18 protein-coding genes are annotated in these 16,842 nt (G+C 69.6%); 1 reads left to right on the plus strand and 17 read right to left on the minus strand.

Annotated features, from left to right (window positions below):
* Window positions 1-321: 321 nt before the first annotated feature.
* Window positions 322-1,575 carry a UDP-N-acetylglucosamine 1-carboxyvinyltransferase gene (gene murA, locus LV457_RS00005; RefSeq protein WP_232168282.1) on the minus strand — a complete coding sequence of 418 codons (1,254 nt, stop codon included), beginning with the start codon at window positions 1,573-1,575 and terminating at the stop codon, window positions 322-324.
* Window positions 1,576-1,635: 60 nt separating this feature from the next.
* Here murA and LV457_RS00010 point away from each other — a divergent pair, with 60 nt between their 5' ends.
* The gene (locus LV457_RS00010) at window positions 1,636-2,208 is read left to right on the plus strand and encodes a cob(I)yrinic acid a,c-diamide adenosyltransferase (protein ID WP_232168283.1); all 573 of its coding nucleotides are present in this window, start codon (window positions 1,636-1,638) and stop codon (window positions 2,206-2,208) included.
* Here the strand turns inward: LV457_RS00010 and LV457_RS00015 are convergent.
* The 16 genes from LV457_RS00015 to fadD1 all read right to left on the minus strand — a co-directional run bounded on the left by LV457_RS00015 (window position 2,205) and on the right by fadD1 (window position 16,760).
* On the minus strand, window positions 2,205-2,648 hold the full coding sequence (locus tag LV457_RS00015; RefSeq protein ID WP_232168284.1) for a DUF2550 domain-containing protein: 444 nt from the start codon (window positions 2,646-2,648) through the stop codon (window positions 2,205-2,207). The two genes, LV457_RS00010 and LV457_RS00015, sit on opposite strands and share 4 nt — an antisense overlap.
* Window positions 2,649-2,724: 76 nt before the next feature.
* Complete coding sequence (locus tag LV457_RS00020; protein ID WP_232168285.1) at window positions 2,725-3,090, minus strand: F0F1 ATP synthase subunit epsilon; 366 nt, start codon at window positions 3,088-3,090, stop codon at window positions 2,725-2,727.
* Window positions 3,091-3,092: 2 nt separating this feature from the next.
* Complete coding sequence (atpD, locus tag LV457_RS00025; protein WP_232168286.1) at window positions 3,093-4,643, minus strand: F0F1 ATP synthase subunit beta; 1,551 nt, start codon at window positions 4,641-4,643, stop codon at window positions 3,093-3,095.
* Between the two features lie 24 nt (window positions 4,644-4,667).
* Window positions 4,668-5,597 (minus strand): F0F1 ATP synthase subunit gamma, encoded by a 930-nt coding sequence (locus LV457_RS00030; protein ID WP_232168287.1) that lies wholly within the window; start codon window positions 5,595-5,597, stop codon window positions 4,668-4,670.
* Between the two features lie 3 nt (window positions 5,598-5,600).
* A complete protein-coding gene (gene atpA / locus LV457_RS00035) occupies window positions 5,601-7,250 on the minus strand; it encodes a F0F1 ATP synthase subunit alpha (RefSeq protein WP_232168289.1) in 1,650 nt (549 codons plus the stop codon).
* A 33-nt stretch (window positions 7,251-7,283) separates the two neighbouring features.
* A complete protein-coding gene (locus LV457_RS00040) occupies window positions 7,284-8,624 on the minus strand; it encodes a F0F1 ATP synthase subunit B/delta (RefSeq protein WP_232168291.1) in 1,341 nt (446 codons plus the stop codon).
* 3 nt (window positions 8,625-8,627) lie between these two features.
* Entirely contained in the window at window positions 8,628-9,137 is a 510-nt protein-coding gene (locus tag LV457_RS00045) for a F0F1 ATP synthase subunit B (protein WP_232168292.1), read from the minus strand.
* A gap of 9 nt (window positions 9,138-9,146) precedes the next feature.
* On the minus strand, window positions 9,147-9,392 hold the full coding sequence (locus LV457_RS00050; protein ID WP_059158422.1) for a F0F1 ATP synthase subunit C: 246 nt from the start codon (window positions 9,390-9,392) through the stop codon (window positions 9,147-9,149).
* A gap of 59 nt (window positions 9,393-9,451) precedes the next feature.
* Window positions 9,452-10,222: a F0F1 ATP synthase subunit A gene (gene atpB, locus LV457_RS00055; protein ID WP_232168293.1), complete on the minus strand. Its 771-nt coding sequence runs from the start codon at window positions 10,220-10,222 to the stop codon at window positions 9,452-9,454.
* The gene (locus LV457_RS00060; protein WP_232168294.1) at window positions 10,219-10,668 is read right to left on the minus strand and encodes an ATP synthase subunit I; all 450 of its coding nucleotides are present in this window, start codon (window positions 10,666-10,668) and stop codon (window positions 10,219-10,221) included. Before LV457_RS00060 ends, atpB begins: the two co-directional genes overlap by 4 nt.
* A 236-nt stretch (window positions 10,669-10,904) precedes the next feature.
* Window positions 10,905-12,068, minus strand: a complete 1,164-nt coding sequence (locus LV457_RS00065) for a glycosyltransferase family 4 protein (RefSeq protein ID WP_232168295.1) — start codon at window positions 12,066-12,068, stop codon at window positions 10,905-10,907.
* Window positions 12,065-12,724: an L-threonylcarbamoyladenylate synthase gene (locus LV457_RS00070; RefSeq protein ID WP_232168296.1), complete on the minus strand. Its 660-nt coding sequence runs from the start codon at window positions 12,722-12,724 to the stop codon at window positions 12,065-12,067. Before LV457_RS00070 ends, LV457_RS00065 begins: the two co-directional genes overlap by 4 nt.
* Entirely contained in the window at window positions 12,721-13,587 is an 867-nt protein-coding gene (gene prmC, locus LV457_RS00075) for a peptide chain release factor N(5)-glutamine methyltransferase (protein WP_232169161.1), read from the minus strand. The genes LV457_RS00070 and prmC overlap by 4 nt, the downstream gene beginning before the upstream one ends.
* A gap of 28 nt (window positions 13,588-13,615) precedes the next feature.
* Window positions 13,616-14,668 carry a peptide chain release factor 1 gene (prfA, locus tag LV457_RS00080; RefSeq protein ID WP_232169162.1) on the minus strand — a complete coding sequence of 351 codons (1,053 nt, stop codon included), beginning with the start codon at window positions 14,666-14,668 and terminating at the stop codon, window positions 13,616-13,618.
* A gap of 108 nt (window positions 14,669-14,776) precedes the next feature.
* The gene (rpmE, locus tag LV457_RS00085; protein WP_232168297.1) at window positions 14,777-15,010 is read right to left on the minus strand and encodes a 50S ribosomal protein L31; all 234 of its coding nucleotides are present in this window, start codon (window positions 15,008-15,010) and stop codon (window positions 14,777-14,779) included.
* Between the two features lie 151 nt (window positions 15,011-15,161).
* A complete protein-coding gene (fadD1, locus tag LV457_RS00090; protein WP_232168298.1) occupies window positions 15,162-16,760 on the minus strand; it encodes a fatty-acid--CoA ligase FadD1 in 1,599 nt (532 codons plus the stop codon).
* Window positions 16,761-16,842 lie beyond the last annotated feature (82 nt).

Raw genomic sequence — 16,842 nt, forward strand, 5'->3', positions numbered from 1 at the left:
AAACCTGACAAACATCAACCAACAGGCTGACAAAAACAACCACACCCACAAACGGGAAAACAGGGTGCAGCCAAAAACAACAAACAAAAACCACCAAACACACTATTGAGTTCTCAAACAACACGCCCGATCGCGGGCAACCCTGACACTGTACTGCACGTGACCAGGGAGGTCAAAACCGCGTCCGCCGGGGCCCTTCCGGGCTCGTGGCCGTCGGTATGACCAAAGCTTACGCCGAAGGACCGCAGACCTTCAAATCCGCAGCTCAACCCGGCTCGAGGCGCCTCGTTGCGCCCGCAACCACCGCCGCTACGGGCGCCGTCAGGCGACGCGTTCGATCTCCGCGCCCAGGCTCTTGAGGTTCTCGACGAACAGCGGATAACCGCGGTCGATGTGGAACACGTCGTGGACCTCGGTGTCGCCGTCGGCCACCAGGCCGGCCAACACCAGGCCGGCGCCGGCGCGAATGTCCGACGCCCACACCGGCGCGCTGGAGAGCTGCGGGATGCCCCGCACCACCGCATGGTGTCCATCGGTCCGCGCGTCGGCGCCGAGCCGGATCATCTCCTCCACGAACCGGAACCGCGCTTCGAAGACGTTCTCGGTGATCATCGAGGTCCCGTCGGCGATCGCCGCCAGGCCGATGGCCATCGGCTGCAGGTCGGTCGGGAAGCCCGGGAACGGCAGCGTCGCGACGTTGACGGCCTTCGGCCGCTCGTACTGCACCACCCGGAAGCCGTCGTCGTGCTGGGTGACGGTCGCACCCGCGGCGTGCAGCTTGTGCAGCACCAATTGCAAATGCTGCGGGTCGACGCCGGTGACGGAGATGTCGCCGCGAGTCATCGCCGCCGCTATCCCCCACGTCGCCGCCACGATCCGGTCGCCGATCACCCGGTGCTCGGTGGGATAGAGGCGCGTCACGCCCCGGACCGTCAGCGTCGACGATCCGGCGCCCTCGATCTCGGCGCCCATCTGGCTGAGCATCGTGCAGAGATCCACCACATCGGGTTCGCGGGCCGCGTTGTGGATGACCGTGGTGCCCTCCGCGAGCACGGCGGCCATCAGGATGTTCTCTGTCGCGCCCACCGACGGGAATTCCAGCTGGATCTCCGCGCCGCGCAGGCTGTCGGCCTCGGCCACGACGCAGCCGTGCTCGATGTTGCACCGAGCGCCGAGCTGGCGCAGGCCCGCCTGGTGCATGTCGAGGGGACGCGAGCCGATGGCGTCGCCGCCCGGGAGTGCCACCTTCGCGCGTTTGCACCGGCCGACCAGCGGCCCGAGCACACACACCGACGCCCGGAACTGGCGCACCGCGGCGAAGTCGGCGTCGTACTTGAGCTCGTCGGGCGAGGTGACGCGCACCGTGTCGCCGTCGAGGTCGACGTTGGCGCCGAGCCCGCGCAGCACCTCCGCCATCAGTGGCACGTCGAGGATGTCGGGGCAGTTGGTGATCGTGCTGGTGCCTTCGGCCAGCAGGGCGGCCGCCATCAGTTTGAGCACGCTGTTCTTCGCGCCACCGACGGCAACTTCACCCGACAACCGGGTACCGCCGGTCACGACGAAGCGGTCGCTCACGCCGGTCAGTGTAGGTGAGCGCCAACGGCGGTGTCAGTTCCGCGCGGTACGGTTTGGCCCATGGCCGTGCACCTGACCCGCATCTACACCCGCACCGGTGACGACGGCACCACCGGGCTGAGCGACTTCAGCCGGGTCCCGAAGTCCGATCTGCGGCTCATCGCCTATGCCGACTGCGACGAGGCGAATGCGGCGCTCGGCGTGGCGGTCGCGGTGGGTGAACCGGACGAGCGGCTGGCAGCGGTGCTGCGTCAGGTGCAGAACGATCTGTTCGACGCGGGCGCGGATCTGTCGACACCGGTGGTCGAGCACCCGAAGTATCCGCCGCTGCGGATCACCCAGGACTACATCGACCGGCTCGAACGCTGGTGCGACGAGTTCAACGACCCGCTGCCCGCGTTGCACTCGTTCGTGCTGCCCGGCGGCACGGCGCTCTCGGCGTACCTGCACGTGGCGCGCACCGTCACGCGGCGGGCAGAGCGGTCGGCGTGGGCGGCGGTCGACGCGCATCCGGAGTCGGTCAGCCCGCTGCCGGCCCGATACCTGAATCGGCTCTCGGATCTGCTGTTCATCCTGTCGCGCGTGGCGAACCCCGACGGCGACGTGCTGTGGCAACCGGGCGCCAACGGCTAGACCGTGCGTCTGCGGGCGCGCGGCGACGGCCGTGACTCCAGCCAGGACAAGAAGGCAGTCAGCGCTCCCCGGTCGAGGGCCAGCTCGTAGCCGCGGCGCGCGTCGGGTGCGGTGTCGCGCAGTTCGAGCACCACGATCTCGGCGGTCATGATGTCGAACTCGTCGCCGCGCGGAGCCCGACGGGCGACGATCTCGATGCCCCGCCGACTCAGCCGGCGGTCGGGCCACAACCGGACGCTCGACAGCCGGTAGAAGTCGGCCTCGCCGCCCTTGTAGCGGACCACGCCGTGGCGCCAACCGTGCCCTCCCACAGCGGGGATGTCACGCAGGATCGCCGCGGTGCCGCCCTGCCGGAGCTTCCACAGCCGGTAGAGCAGGGCGAGCACCGCGAGGAACAGCACAGCCGTCAACGCGGCCATGACGATCAGGGGCGCGCTCACGACGGGGCTATCGGCCCGGTACGCAGGTGACCACGAGACAGCTGCCCGCGACGCCTGCGCTCATGTCGACGCCCGCCTAGTCGATCTGTCCGAGCGCGCGCAGCCTGGCGCGGCCCCGGGCGGCGGTGCGTTCGTCGTCGGACTCGGCGTCGCGACGGGCGGCGTCGGCGTCGATCTCGTCCTCGAACTCCGCCGACTCCGCGAGGATGATGACCCCCTCGTCGGTGACGGACAGGAAGCCGCCGTCGATTGCGATCCGCAGATCGTCCTCGCCGTCCCGCTCGACGCGCACCATGGCGTCGTCCACCAGCTGCGCGACCAGCGGGATGTGCCTCGGCAGGATGCCGATCTCCCCGGTCGTGGTGCGGGTGAAGACGAACGTCGCCTTACCCGACCAGATCTCGCGCTCGACGGCGACGATGTCGACGTCCAGGTCGGCCATCGTCAGTCGTCCTTGCCGGCGTCGCCGTCCTCGGCGTCCCCGTCCTTCTGCTCGCCCTGGCCGTTGTCGGACGGCGCGGGCGCGCCGTCGCCGCCACCCTGGTCCATCTTGACGCCGAGGCTTTCCGCCTTCTTCGCGAGATCCTCGAGGCCGCCGATCAGGAAGAACGCCTGCTCGGGCAGGTGGTCGAATTCGCCCTTGCTCAAACGGTCGAAGGCCTCGATGGTCTCCTTGAGCGGAACGGTCGAGCCGGGCTGACCGGTGAACTGCTCGGCGGCCATCATGTTCTGGCTCAGGAAGCGCTCGATGCGACGCGCCCGATTAACCAGCTGCTTGTCCTCTTCGGACAGCTCGTCGACGCCGAGGATGGCGATGATGTCCTGCAGGTCCTTGTAGCGCTGCAGGATCCGGATGACCTCCTGCGCCACCCGGTAATGCTCGTCGCCGACGACGCCCGGATCGAGGATCGTCGAGCTCGACGCCAGCGGATCCACCGCCGGGAAGATGCCTTTCGAGAACACGCTTCGGCTGAGTTCCGTGGTGGCGTCGAGGTGCGCGAACGTCGTGGCGGGCGCCGGGTCGGTGTAGTCGTCGGCGGGCACGTACACGGCCTGCATCGAGGTGATCGACCGGCCGCGCGTCGAGGTGATGCGCTCCTGCAGCTCACCCATCTCGTCGGCCAGCGTCGGCTGGTACCCCACCGCCGACGGCATGCGGCCCAGCAGCGTCGACACCTCGGAGCCCGCCTGGGTGAAGCGGAAGATGTTGTCGATGAACAGCAACACGTCCTGCTGCTTCTCGTCGCGGAAGTACTCCGCCATGGTCAGCGCGGACAGCGCGACACGCATACGCGTGCCGGGCGGCTCGTCCATCTGGCCGAACACCAGCGCGGTGTCCTTCAGCACGTTCGCGTCCCCGAGCTCGACCCACAGGTCGTTGCCCTCACGGGTGCGCTCGCCGACACCGGCGAACACCGACGTGCCGCCGAAGTTGCGGGCGATGCGGTTGATCATCTCCTGGATGAGCACCGTCTTGCCCACGCCGGCGCCGCCGAACAGCGCGATCTTGCCGCCGCGGACGTAGGGCGTCAGCAGGTCCACGACCTTCAGGCCGGTCTCCAGCATCTCGGTGCGGGGTTCCAGGTCGGAGAATGCGGGCGGCTTGCGGTGGATGGACCAGTGCTCGAAGTCCTTGCCGTATCCCGGGTCGTCGAGGCAGTCGCCGAGCGCGTTGAAGACGTGCCCCTTGACACCCTCGCCGACCGGCACCGAAATGGAGTTGCCGGTGTCGGTCACCTCGACGCCCCGGACCAGGCCGTCGGTGGGCTGCATCGAGATGCACCGCACGAGGTTGTCGCCGAGGTGCTGCGCGACCTCCAGCGTCAACGTCTTCGACAGCTCCTTGAAGTTGATGTCGACGTGCAGCGCATTGAAGAGTTCGGGTACCTCGCCGCGCGGGAACTCGACGTCCACGACGGGGCCGGTGATCCGCACGACGCGGCCCGTCGTGTCCTTGTTCTTGGTGCTGGTTTCTTTCTCAGCGGTGACAGTCATGGTCTTTCGCTTTCTGCAGGGGGTCTACTGGCCAGCGGCATCGGCGAGCGCGTTGGCGCCACCAACGATTTCGCTGATCTCCTGGGTGATCTGGGCTTGACGCTCACGGTTGGCCTGCAGCGTGAGGTCCCGGATGAGGTCGTCGGCGTTGTCGGAGGCGGATTTCATCGCCCGCCGCCGCGCCGCGGACTCCGACGCCGCCGCTTCGAGCAGCGCCGCATAGATCCGGGTCGCGACATACCGCGGCAGCAGCGCGTCGAACAGGGTGTCGGCGCTCGGCTCGAACGAGAACAGCGTCTGCGGTGCGTTGTCCTCCTCCTCGACGTACTCCACGACCATCGGCGCGATCCGCCGCGCCTCGGCGCTCTGCGAGAGCATCGACTTGAACTCGGTGAACACGATGTGCAGCTCGTCGACGCCGAGCACACCGTCCTCGCCGGGATCGTCGCCCTCGTCGTCGGCGCCGGACATGAAGGACGCCACCAGCTTCTCGGCGATGTCCTGCGCGTGCTCGTAGGTCGGCTGTTCGGAGAAGCCGGTCCAGGAGTCCACGACGTCGCGCTGGCGGAACGAGTAGTAGCCCAGCGCCTTGCGGCCGACCGCGTAGACCACCGGCTCCTTGCCCTCGTCACGCAGCAGCGCCATGAGCTCCTCGGCCCGCCGCAGCACGTTGGAGTTGTAGGCGCCGCACAGCCCGCGGTCCGAGGACACCACCAGCACGGCCGCCCGCTTCGGGTTCTCCCGCGCCACCAGCAGCGGATGATCCAGCGCGCTGGCCCCCGCGAGGTTGGTGAGCATGTTGGTGATCTCGGCGGCGTAGGGGCGAGCGGCCTCCACCCGCGCCTGCGCCTTGGAGATGCGCGATGTCGCGATCATCTCCTGCGCCTTGGTGATCTTCTTGATCGACCCCGCGGACCGGATACGGCCCCGGAGCTCCCGCAGTGTGGCTGCCATGCCCTACTTCTTCTTCGGCTTCGGCTTGCGGACCTGGACCGACTCCTTGCCGACCTCGTCGGAATCCATCGCCTCGACGTTGTCGTCCTCGGGCACGACCGAGCTGCCGTCGGAGGCGGAGAAGCCCTTCTTGAAGTCGGCGATGACGTCTTCGAGCTTGCGCTCGGTGTCGTCGGACAGCTTCTTGGACTCGCGGATGTCGTCGAGGATCTCCGTGTGGCTGCCCTTGATGTGCTCGAGGATCTCCCGCTCGAAGCGCTGCACGTCCTCGACCGGCACCGAGTCGAGGTGACCCCGGGTACCCAGGAAGATGGCGACCACCTGGTCCTCGACGGGCATCGGGCTGTTCTGTGGCTGCTTGAGCAGCTCGACCAGCCGGGCGCCGCGGTCCAGCTGCGCCTTGGAGGTCGCGTCCAGGTCGGACGCGAACGCCGCGAAGGACTCCAGCTCGCGGTACTGCGACAGGTCCAGGCGCAGACTTCCCGCCACCTCTTTCATCGCCTTGATCTGCGCGGCGCCACCGACGCGGGAGACCGACACGCCGACGTTGATGGCCGGCCGGACGCCCTGGTTGAACAGGTCGGTCTCCAGGAAGCACTGGCCGTCGGTGATGGAGATGACGTTGGTCGGGATGTAGGCCGAGATGTCGTTGGCCTTGGTCTCGATGAGCGGCAGGCCGGTCATCGAACCGCCGCCGAGCTCGTCGGACAGCTTCGCGCAACGCTCCAGCAGCCGCGAGTGCAGGTAGAACACGTCGCCGGGGAACGCCTCGCGGCCCGGCGGGCGACGCAGCAGCAGCGAGATCGCGCGGTAGGCCTCGGCGTGCTTGGTGAGGTCGTCGAACACGATCAGCACGTGCTTGCCGTCGTACATCCAGTGCTGGGCGATCGCCGAGCCGGTGTAGGGCGCCAGCCACTTGAAGCCGGCCGAGTCGGACGCCGGCGCCGCGACGATGGTGGTGTAGTCCATCGCGCCGCCCTCTTCGAGGGTCTGCCGCACGCTGGCGATCGTGGTGCCCTTCTGGCCGATCGCCACGTACACGCACCGCACCTGCTGGGCGGGATCGCCGGTCTCCCAGTTCTGGCGCTGGTTCAGGATCGTGTCGACGCACACCGCGGTCTTGCCCGTCTTGCGGTCGCCGATGATGAGCTGACGCTGGCCGCGGCCGATCGGCGTCTGCGAGTCGATGGCCTTGATGCCGGTCTGCAGCGGTTCGCCGACGCCCTGGCGCTGCACCACCGTCGGGGCCTGCAGCTCCAGTGCCCGGCGCTCGTTGGTCTCGATGTCACCACGGCCGTCGATCGGCTGGCCCAGCGGGTTGATGACGCGACCCAAAAAGGCGTCGCCGACCGGCACCGACAGCACCTCGCCGGTCCGCTTGACCTGCTGGCCCTGCTCGATCTGCTCGAAGTTGCCGAGGATGACGGCGCCGATCTCGCGCTCGTCGAGGTTGAGGGCCACCCCGAGCACGCCGCCGGGGAACTCGAGCAGCTCCTGGGTCATCACCGAGGGCAGGCCCTCGACGTGGGCGATGCCGTCACCGGCGTCGATCACGGTGCCGACCTCTTCGCGGTCGGTGTCGGAGGAGAAGTTCGCGACGTACTGCTCGATCGCGCCCTGGATGTCGTCAGCGGAGATGGTCAACTCAGCCATGTTCGTCTTTCTGCCTTGAAGGTCTGGGGTGGGTTAGTCGGGCAGTTGCGTCTCGGCGGCGGCCAGGCGGCTCGCGAGCGATCCGTCGATCACCTCGTCGCCGACCGCGATCGACAGTCCGCCGAGCAGGGCCGGATCGATCTCCAACTGGATGGCGACGGGCCGGCCGTAGATGCGGCCGAGCACCTCGGCGAGCCGTTCGCGCTGACCGTCGGACAGCTCGGCAGCGGCGCGCACCTGGGCGACCGCCTCGCCGCGCCGCTCGACCGCGAGTTCGGCGAGCTCCAGGACCGCCTCGTCGGCGCGCTGGCCGCGCAGCAGCCCGATGGTCTGCCGTAGCAGCGCGGCCGCCGTGGCGTTGGCGGCGTTGCCGTCGCCGAGCACGGAGTCCAGCAGCGCCAGGCGGCCGTCGAGCGGCGTGGTGTCGTCGCTCAGCAGGCTGGTCAGCCGCGCCTCGGTGTCGAGGATCCGACCGAAGCGGAACAGCTGGTCCTCGACCTCGTCGACGTCGCCGTCGCGCTCGGCCCGCACCAGGAGCGCCAGCCGGGCGACGTGCTCGACCGCGTCCACCAGGTCGTCCTCGGCGGACCACCGCTGCGACACGGCGGTGCGCAGGATGTCGAGCGTGGCGTCGGCCACCTTGCCCGACAGCAGCGCCTCGACCAGCCCCACCTTTGCGGTGGGGTCGTCGGCCGGCTCCGCGAGGTGCTTCTTGACCACGTGTTCGCGGACCAGCAGCCGCGCCACGGACGCCAGCTCGTCGGCGAGCGTCGAGAGGTCGGCAGCGCTGCCACCGTCGGTGACCTCGTCGAACGTGTCGGTGGTGGCGCCCAGCGCCTCGCGGCTGGCCGAGCGCAGCTTCGCCGCGGTGGTGGGACTTTCCAGCGTGGTGCCGGACGGCGCCATGTCGGCGAGCTCGTCGAGGAAGCGATCGACGGTCTGCGACTGCCGCTCGCTGTCGGACACGTGCTCGCGGACGAGCTCACCCGCCCGGCGCACCGACTGCACGCCAAGCTCGGCCCGGAGCTGGCGGACCAGCTGTGCGTGCAGCAGCTGAACCTGCTGCGCGCCCTGGATCTTGATCCGTTCGACCTCGGCGTCCGCCTGCGCCCGCAACTGCTCGCGGATGCGCTCGGCGTCGGCGCGCGCCTCCTCGGTGATCCGCTTCGACTCGCGCTTGGCCTCGTCGAGCGCCTTGGCGTGCGCCGCGTCGGCGCCCTCGAGCTTCTTCGCCGCGGCCTCGCTCTCCTCGAGCTGCCGGCGCACCGTCTCCTGCTGCGTCTGCATCATGCCGCGGACCAGCGGGACGACCCACCGCCACACGACGACGATGATGACGACGAAGCCGATGAGCTGTCCGATGAACGTTGACATGACCTACCGTCCCGATCCGGTTGCCGCCGTCGACGACACGTCCACGCCGAGCACCCGGCTGGCCAGTGTCGCCGACAGCGTGTCGATGGACGACCGCAGTTCCGCCGTCGCCCGCTCGCCCTGCCGGCGTAGGTCCTCGCTCGCCTGCTTGAGCATCGCCGATGCCTCCTCGCTGGCGCGGCCGCGGTGCTCCTCGACGATCGCGCGCCCCTCGGCGCGGGCCTCGTCGCGGATCCTGGCGGCCTCGCTGCGCGCGGCGTTCAGCTCCTTGCGGTAGTCGGCGTCGGCCGCCGCCGACAGCTCGGCGGCCTTCCGGTTGTCCTCGGCCGTCTTGGTGACCATGGCTTCGCGGTCGCGCAGCACCTGACTGATCGGCGGCACGACGAATTTGCCGATGACGCCGAGCACGATCAGGAAGATCAACAGCACGAAGAAGAACGTGCCGTTGGGGATCAGGAAGTTGCTCTGACCCCCCTCTTCGGCTGCCAGGACGATGGCCGTCACGTCACCCATGCCGCTGGACTACTTGACGGGGGTGGCGAAGACGAACAGCGCCATGAAGGCCAGGTTGATGAAGTACGCCGCCTCGACCAGACCGACCGTGATGAAGAACGGGGTGAAGAGCCGTCCCTGCGCCTCGGGCTGCCGCGCGATGCCGGCGATCAGCGCGTTACCGGCGATGCCGTCACCGATGCCGGCGCCGATGGCGCCACCGGCCATGATGAGTCCGCCGCCGATGAGGGCGCCGGCCGCGATGGTGGGATCCATTCCTTATCCTCCTTGATAACTGGTAGTCGTCCTACCAGGACGGGTACTGCTTCGAGCGGTCAGTGGTCGGCGTCCTGTTCGTCGTGCTCGAGCTCCATCGACTGCCCGAAGTACAGGACGGTCAGCAGCGCGAAGATGAAGGCCTGGATCAGGCCGACGAAGAGGTCGAACATCTTCCAGATCGCGTTCGGCGCCCACATGATGTACGGCGGGAACAGCGCGATCAGCGCGACCAGGATGCCGCCGGCGAAGATGTTGCCGAAGAGCCGCAGCGACAGCGAGATCGGCTTGGCGAGCTCCTCGACCAGGTTGATCGGGGCGAGGATCGCCACGTGGCCCTTGACCAGCCGGACCGGGTGGCCCAGCACGCCCCGGCGCCAGAAGCCGGCGGCGTGGTAGCAGATGAAGACGAACAACGCGAGCGCCAGCACGAAATTGATGTCGCTGGCCGGCGGCTTGAGCAGCTCGTGGATCGCGCCGCTGGAGTCGGTGTACTGCACCGGCAGTACCGAGAGCCAGTTGGATACGAGGATGAAGACGAACAGGGTGACCGCCAGCGGCAGCACGAAGCCGGCGATCTTCATGCCGATGGCGCTCTCGATCTGATTGCGCATCTGCACGGTGACGGCCTCGAAGAACAGCTGCACGCCGTTGGGCACGCCGCGCGACGTGACCTTGGATCGCAGGAAGAACGCCAGCGCGATCACGATGGCCGCGGCGATGGCGGTGGCCAGCACGGTGTCGGTGTTGACGGTGAGGCCGAACCACTTCGCCTCGGTGTGGTGGCCGACCTGGATACCGGACTCGGCGGCGAGAACCGTGTCGATCATTTCGCGGGCTCATTCCCTTCGTAACCTTCGGCGGCGTTCTCGGCGCGCATGGCGCGAAGCACCGGCAGCGAGGTGGAGAACACGAGCAGCACCTGGAACAGCGCCAACCCGAACACCACGGCCAGCCCGTCGGGCCGGAACGCGAATGCGATGGCCAGCCCTACCGCCGTGATGATCAGCAGCCGGGTGGCGGAGTTCATGGCCATCTTCTTCTTGAGCGGATGGTCGCGGGCGGTGATGGCCTGCACCGAACGCTGCACCAGCAGTGCGTTGATCAGCCCTAGCCCGAGACCGACTCCGAAGAAGGCGCCGAACATGACGCGGTCGAGGAGTCCGGCGGCCACCAGCGCGAGGGCAGTGAGTGCCACGCAGATCGCCGCGAGCCGCACCGGTCGGAACGCGACGTGCGGAAACACCAACGGCGCATCCTGCGCTGGCGTCGTCACTGACTTGACCTCAATCCCGCGTTGTGGAGTTGCTACCCGGCTGACCTGTGCGTGGCCCGCCGAGCGTATCGAACGGCGGACATCGCGCTGGAATCACCCAAGGGGCAGCTCCCTTTGTCGGTCGATGTGACCCTCTCGAAGGGTTTTCGAGTGGGCCGATGGCCGGCAACCCGCGAGGCTTCTTTCGGGTTCTGAAAGGACCGTACCACATGGTCAGCGGCCCTAAACGGGGTCTACTACTTTTCGTCGTATTCGTCGCCGGCGGGGCGCAGCAGCGGGATGGCGGTGACGATCACGGCCACCGCGATGGCGGCCAGCATGACGGCCCCGGCGTAGACCGGCGGGAAGAAGATGGTGCTGGCGGTGCCGAATGCCACGATGCCCACCCACAGGTACACCAGCAGCACGACGCGGCGGTGCGAGTGACCGATTTGCAGCAGCCGATGGTGCAGGTGCATCTTGTCCGGGCTGAAGGGGCTGCGGCCGGCCCGGGTGCGCCGCACGATCGCCAGCAGCATGTCGAGCGCGGGGACGAACACCACCGCGACGACGAGCAGGAACGGCGACAGCAGCGCGAACACGTCGCGGGCGCCGTAGGCGCTCTGCGAGATGGGCCCCGCCGCGGTGGTCGAGGCGGCGGCCAGCATGAGCCCGATCAGCATCGAGCCCGAATCGCCCATGAAGATTCTCGCGCGGTGGAAGTTGTGCGGCAGGAAGCCGAGGCACGCCCCGGCGAGCACCACGGAGATCACGGCCGGCGGATAGAACAGCACGTCGCCGCCGTGGTCTCGCAGCAGGCCCACCGAGAACAGGCAGATGGCCAGCGCGGTGATCAAGCCCAGCCCGGCCGCGAGCCCGTCGAGGCCGTCGACGAAGTTCATCGCGTTGACGATCGCGACCGTGAGCGCCAGCGTCAGCAGGATCGACGACACCTGGTCCAGCACGATGGTGCCGACCCCGCCGAGCGGGATGTACAGCACGCTCCACGCGACGCCCATCGTGACGAGGATGCTGGCGGCGGTGATTTGGCCGGCGAACTTCGTCAGCGCGTCGAGGCCCCACTTGTCGTCGATCAGGCCGACCGCCATGATGACGCCGCCGGCGACCAGTACCGCCGGCATGCCCGACGAATAGACGAAGCCGCGGTTGAGCGCGGGCAGCTGGGACGCCAGGAGCACCGCGCCCAGCACCCCGATGTACATCGCCAGCCCGCCCATCCGCGGTACCGGCGCGACGTGCACGTCGCGCTCCCGCGGAACGGCGACGGCCTTCACGCGGATGGCCAGCGAGCGCACCCAGCCGGTGCAGAAGTAGGTGATGATCGCCGCGGCGAGGCCCACCAGGGCCAGCTCCCGCAGCGGCACCCCGGCGCCGCGTTCGGTGAGTGCGAGCGGGGTCACGGGGCGTCCGTCAGGTCGGCGGCGTCGATGCCGAGCACGGCGGCGATCGCGTCGGCGGACACCGGGCCGGTGCGCAGGATGCGCGGCGCGGCGCCGGTGAGATCGCAGATGGTCGACGCGGCCTGCTGCGGCGCCGGCCCACCGTCGAGATAGACGTCGACGAGGTCGCCGAGCTGGCGGCGCGCATCGTCGGCGGTGACGGCCGCGGGCTGCCCGGAGATGTTGGCGCTCGACACCGCCATCGGGCCGACCTCGCGCAGCACCTCGATGGCGACCGGGTGCAGCGGCATCCGGAGCATGACGGTGCCGCGGGCGTCGCCGAGATCCCACTGCAGGGAGGGCGCCTGCCGGACGATCAGGCTGAGCGGCCCGGGCCAGAACGCGCGGATCAGTTCCCGCGCGGCCGGCGGCACGCTGAACACCAGACCCTCGATCGAGTGCCACGAACCGACGAGGACGCCGACCGGCATGTCGCGACCGCGCCCCTTGGCCGAGAGCAGCGCGGCGACGGCGCTGCTGTCGAACGCGTCGGCGCCGAGCCCGTAGACGGTGTCGGTGGGCATGACCACCAGCCGGCCGTCCCGGACGGCGGCCACGGCCGCCGCGATCCCGGCGGTGCGCGCCACCGGATCGGTGCAGTCGAAGAACTGGCTCACCGGTTCACCGTCCCATCCGCTGGAGTTACGACGCGCGTCGCGGTGACGAACCGCGGCCGGCCCGTCCAGTCGTCGCGGGGCGTCACGTCGACGAAAGCGCCGGTGCGGGCCAGCACCTGGACAGTCTGTGCCGACGTCGTGTCGTCGTGCTCGACGGCGAACCGCCCGCCGGGGCGGAGCCAGCGGGCGGCCTGCTCGGCGATGGCCGTGATCACCCGCATGCCGTCGGGCCCGCCGAACAGCGCGTGGGCCGGGTCGTGTCCGGCGACCTCCGGTTCCAGGGGCGTGGCGTCGGGCACGTACGGCGGGTTGGCGACGAGCAGGTCGACCGCCGCGTCGAGCTCGGCAAGCAGGCCGGGCGCCGTCACGTCGGCGCGCACCAGCTCGACGCCGGTGCCCTCGGTGTTGCGGCGGGCGTATCGCAGCGCGTCGGCCGAGTCGTCGACCGCGATCACCCGTGCCCCCGGCCGGTGGTGGCGCAGCGCCAGGGCCAGCGCGCCGGAGCCGGTGCACAGGTCGACGATCGTGGCGTCGGCGGGCAGTGGTTGCGCCATGGCCCATTCCAGCATGGCCTCGGTCTCGGGTCGCGGGACGAAGACGCCGGGGCCGACGCGCAGCGTCACGGGCCCGAAGGCCGCGGTGCCCGTCAGGTGCTGCAGCGGAACCCGCTGGGAGCGGGCGTCGACGAGCTCGGCGTAGCGGACGAAGAAGTCGTCGCCGGGTGGGTCGAGCAGCGGCAGCATGCCGCGCGAGGTGCCGGCGGCGAACGCGGCCAGGCTCTCGGCGTCGACGCGCGGCGAGTTGACACCGGCTGCGGTGAGTGCGGCGGCGGCGGCGTCGACGACCTGCCGGAGTCGGGTCAGCTGCGGGTGGTGAGCGCGCATCCTTCGCTCACGCCTGCTGCAGCCGCGCTTGCTTGTCGGCGGTCGCGAGCGCGTCGAGCAGCGCGTCGAGATCACCGTCGAGCACCTGGTCGAGGTTGTGCGACTTGAAGTTGATGCGGTGGTCGGCGATGCGGTTCTCGGGGAAGTTGTAGGTCCGGATGCGCTCGCTGCGGTCGACCGTGCGGATCTGGCTGGCGCGGTCGGCGGAGGCGTCGGCGAGCGCCTGCTCCTCGGCGAGCGCCTGGAGCCGGGCGGCGAGCACCTGCATCGCGCGGGCCTTGTTCTGCAGCTGCGAACGCTCGTTCTGACAGGTGACGACGATGCCGGTGGGCAGGTGGGTGATGCGGACCGCGGAGTCGGTGGTGTTGACCCCCTGGCCGCCCTTGCCGGAGGACCGGTAGACGTCGATGCGCAGATCCGCCTCGTCGATCTCGACCTGCCCGACCTCCTCGGGCTCCGGGTAGACGAGGACTCCCGCGGCGGAGGTGTGCACGCGGCCCTGCGATTCGGTGACCGGCACCCGCTGGACGCGGTGCACGCCGCCCTCCCACTTCAGCCGGGACCACACCCCGTCGGCGGAGTCGCCCCTGCTGGCGATCGACAGCGTCGCTTCCTTGTAGCCACCGAGGTCCGACGTCGTCTCGTCGAGCACGGTGACCGACCACCCGTGCCGCTCGGCGTAGCGGATGTACATCCGCGCGAGGTCGGCCGCGAACAGCGCCGACTCCTCGCCGCCCTCCCCCGACTTGAGCTCCAGGACGACGTCGTCGGGGTCGTGCGGATCGCGCGGGGCGAGCATGTCGGCCAACTGGTCTTCCAGGTGCGCCACCCGCTGCTGCAGCTCGACGACCTCGGCGGCGAAGGAGCTGTCGTCGGCGGCGAGCTCGCGGGCGGTGTCAAGATCGCCGCGGGCCGCTTCGAGCTTCCGGTAGGTCGCCACGATGGGCGACACCTGCGCGAACCGCCGACCGACCCGGCGGGCGGCGCCGGGGTCGGCGTGCAGTGCCGGATCGGCCAGCCGGTGTTCGAGCTCGGCGTGCTCAGCCAGCAGCGCGTCCATCGCCGGTGCGCTCTGCGTCACTGATCCTCCTGTGCCGATTGCCCGTCAGACGCGAACCGGCGCCCGGCCTGGCACCTCGGTGCGACAGAGCGGGCGCCGGTGGCGGAATTACTTGTCGGCCGCGGCCTGACCGGTATTGCGCTTGCCGTAGCGCTTCTCGAAGCGCGCCACCCGCCCGCCGGTGTCCAGGATCTTCTGCTTGCCGGTGTAGAAGGGATGGCACTGCGAGCACACCTCGACCACGATGTGGCCGCTCTCCTTGGTGCTGCGCGTCTGGAACGTGTTGCCGCAGCCGCAGACCACGGTGGTCTCGTGGTAGGCCGGGTGGATGTCCGATTTCATGGTGTCCTCTGCAATCGTGGCCGCCGGGTCGCCTGCACGCGCGCGCGTGCGAGACGTGAACCGGAACCGAGGGGTCTGGCGGTCGATTATGCCAGCTGGGCCGCCGCGTTCATAAACGCCGCCGAGGCGGGCGCTATTCCGGCGCTGCCGGTCACCGACCCGCTCGCGTGGCGGCGTCCTCGCGGCGACGGAACGTCGTGCGGCCGTCGCGCACCCACAGTTCGCCGCCCTCGACGTCGGTGCCGCGCGCCCGCAATTCGCGTTTGAGGATCTTGTTGGTGGCGGTCGTGGGCAGCTCGTCGGCGATCCACAGGTACCGCGGCCACGCCTTGGGTGACAGGTCGGGCTGTTCGGCCAGGAACGCCTCGAAGTCCGCCGGCGAGAGCGTCGCGCCGTCCTGCAGCACCACCGCCGCCATCACCTGGTCGCCGACGTGCTCGTCGGGCACCGGGTACACCGCCACCTGGTTGATGGCGGGCAGCCGCTCCAGGATCCGCTCGATCGGGGCGGCGGTCAGGTTCTCCCCGTCGACGCGCAGCCAGTCGCCGCTGCGGCCGGCCAGGTAGATCCAGCCGTCGGCGTCGCGGTAGGCCAGGTCCCCCGACCAGTACATGCCGTGGCGCAGCCGCTGGCCGGTGGCATCCGGGTCGTTGTAGTAGCCGCGGAACAGCCCGGCGCCGGCGGTGTTGACGAGCTCCCCCACCGCGTCGGCGGCGTTTCGCAGCGCGCCGTTCTCGTCGAATTCGGCGACCGCACACGGCTGGACGGTGTCGGGATGGTAGATCTCGACACCCGGGAAGCCCTTGCCGATGGAGCCGGGCGGGGTGTTCTCGGGCCGGGTGATGATGACGGCCGTCTCGGTGGAGCCGAAGCCGTCCCACACCGCGGCGCCGAAGCGGCGACCGAACGCCTCGATGTCTCGCTCGCTGGCCTCGTTGCCGAAGGCGATCCGCAGCGGGTTGTCGGCGTCGTCGGGTCGTTCGGGCGTGGCCAGGATGTAGGCGAGCGGTTTGCCGACGTAGTTCATGTAGGTGACGCCGTATTCGCGGACGTCGGACAGGAACCGGGACGCCGAGAAGGTGGCCGGCACCATCGCGGCGCCGGCGTTGACCGCCACCCCCCATCCGGCGTACACGGCGTTCGAGTGGAACAGCGGCATGGCCAGGTAGCAGGTGTCGGCCGGCCCGAGGCCGTACCGCTCGACCAGCGCCTGGCCGGCGAACAGCACCGTCAGGTGTGCGACCTGGACGGCCTTCGGGTCGCCGCTGGTGCCGGAGGTGAAGATGAGCATGAAGGTGTCGTCCGCGGCGACCTCGCGGTACGGCGTGAGCGCTCCCGCGCCGGCCAGCAGCTGCTCCCACTGCGGGCTGGACGTGTCGAGCACGGTCACGCCCGGCAGCTCGAGACCGTCGAGCAGGTGGCGGTGCTGCGCGTCGGTCAGCAGCAGCTGGCACTCGACGCGCGCGATGTCGCGGGCCAGTCCGGCGCCGCGGCGGGTGGTGTTGATACCGCACAGGGTGTAGCCGCCGAGCGCTGCGGCGGCCAGCGAGGTGAGCATGTCGGGGGTGTTGCCGAGCAGGACGCCGATGTGCATCGGCCGTGTCCGGTCGGCGGCACCCAGCAGGGCAGCGGCCCACGTGCCCGCTTCGGCCAGATGCTCGCGCCATGTCCAGGTGCGGCCCGCGTACTTGACCGCGACGGTGTCGTCGGACGAGCGCTCCCGGAGCAGTTGTTGCAGCGTCTCGGCCACGTTCCAGCCCACCTCTTCGTCGAGTGAACACTTGACAGAAAGTGTTCACTATAGGCTCGGCGAGCGGAACTGAACCGCCGCT

Source organism: Mycobacterium sp. MYCO198283, assembly GCF_021213805.1.
GTDB lineage: Bacteria > Actinomycetota > Actinomycetes > Mycobacteriales > Mycobacteriaceae > Mycobacterium.

What these genes read in the sequence shown, in the direction of transcription:
- LV457_RS00010 (WP_232168283.1), top strand. Translation starts at nt 1,636, where the DNA reads ATGGCCGTGCACCTGACCCGCATCTACACCCGCACCGGTGACGACGGC.
- LV457_RS00020 (WP_232168285.1), bottom strand. Translation starts at nt 3,090, where the DNA reads ATGGCCGACCTGGACGTCGACATCGTCGCCGTCGAGCGCGAGATCTGG.
- atpD (WP_232168286.1), bottom strand. Translation starts at nt 4,643, where the DNA reads ATGACTGTCACCGCTGAGAAAGAAACCAGCACCAAGAACAAGGACACG.
- LV457_RS00030 (WP_232168287.1), bottom strand. Translation starts at nt 5,597, where the DNA reads ATGGCAGCCACACTGCGGGAGCTCCGGGGCCGTATCCGGTCCGCGGGG.
- atpA (WP_232168289.1), bottom strand. Translation starts at nt 7,250, where the DNA reads ATGGCTGAGTTGACCATCTCCGCTGACGACATCCAGGGCGCGATCGAG.
- LV457_RS00040 (WP_232168291.1), bottom strand. Translation starts at nt 8,624, where the DNA reads ATGTCAACGTTCATCGGACAGCTCATCGGCTTCGTCGTCATCATCGTC.
- LV457_RS00045 (WP_232168292.1), bottom strand. Translation starts at nt 9,137, where the DNA reads ATGGGTGACGTGACGGCCATCGTCCTGGCAGCCGAAGAGGGGGGTCAG.
- LV457_RS00050 (WP_059158422.1), bottom strand. Translation starts at nt 9,392, where the DNA reads ATGGATCCCACCATCGCGGCCGGCGCCCTCATCGGCGGCGGACTCATC.
- atpB (WP_232168293.1), bottom strand. Translation starts at nt 10,222, where the DNA reads ATGATCGACACGGTTCTCGCCGCCGAGTCCGGTATCCAGGTCGGCCAC.
- prfA (WP_232169162.1), bottom strand. Translation starts at nt 14,668, where the DNA reads ATGGACGCGCTGCTGGCTGAGCACGCCGAGCTCGAACACCGGCTGGCC.
- rpmE (WP_232168297.1), bottom strand. Translation starts at nt 15,010, where the DNA reads ATGAAATCGGACATCCACCCGGCCTACCACGAGACCACCGTGGTCTGC.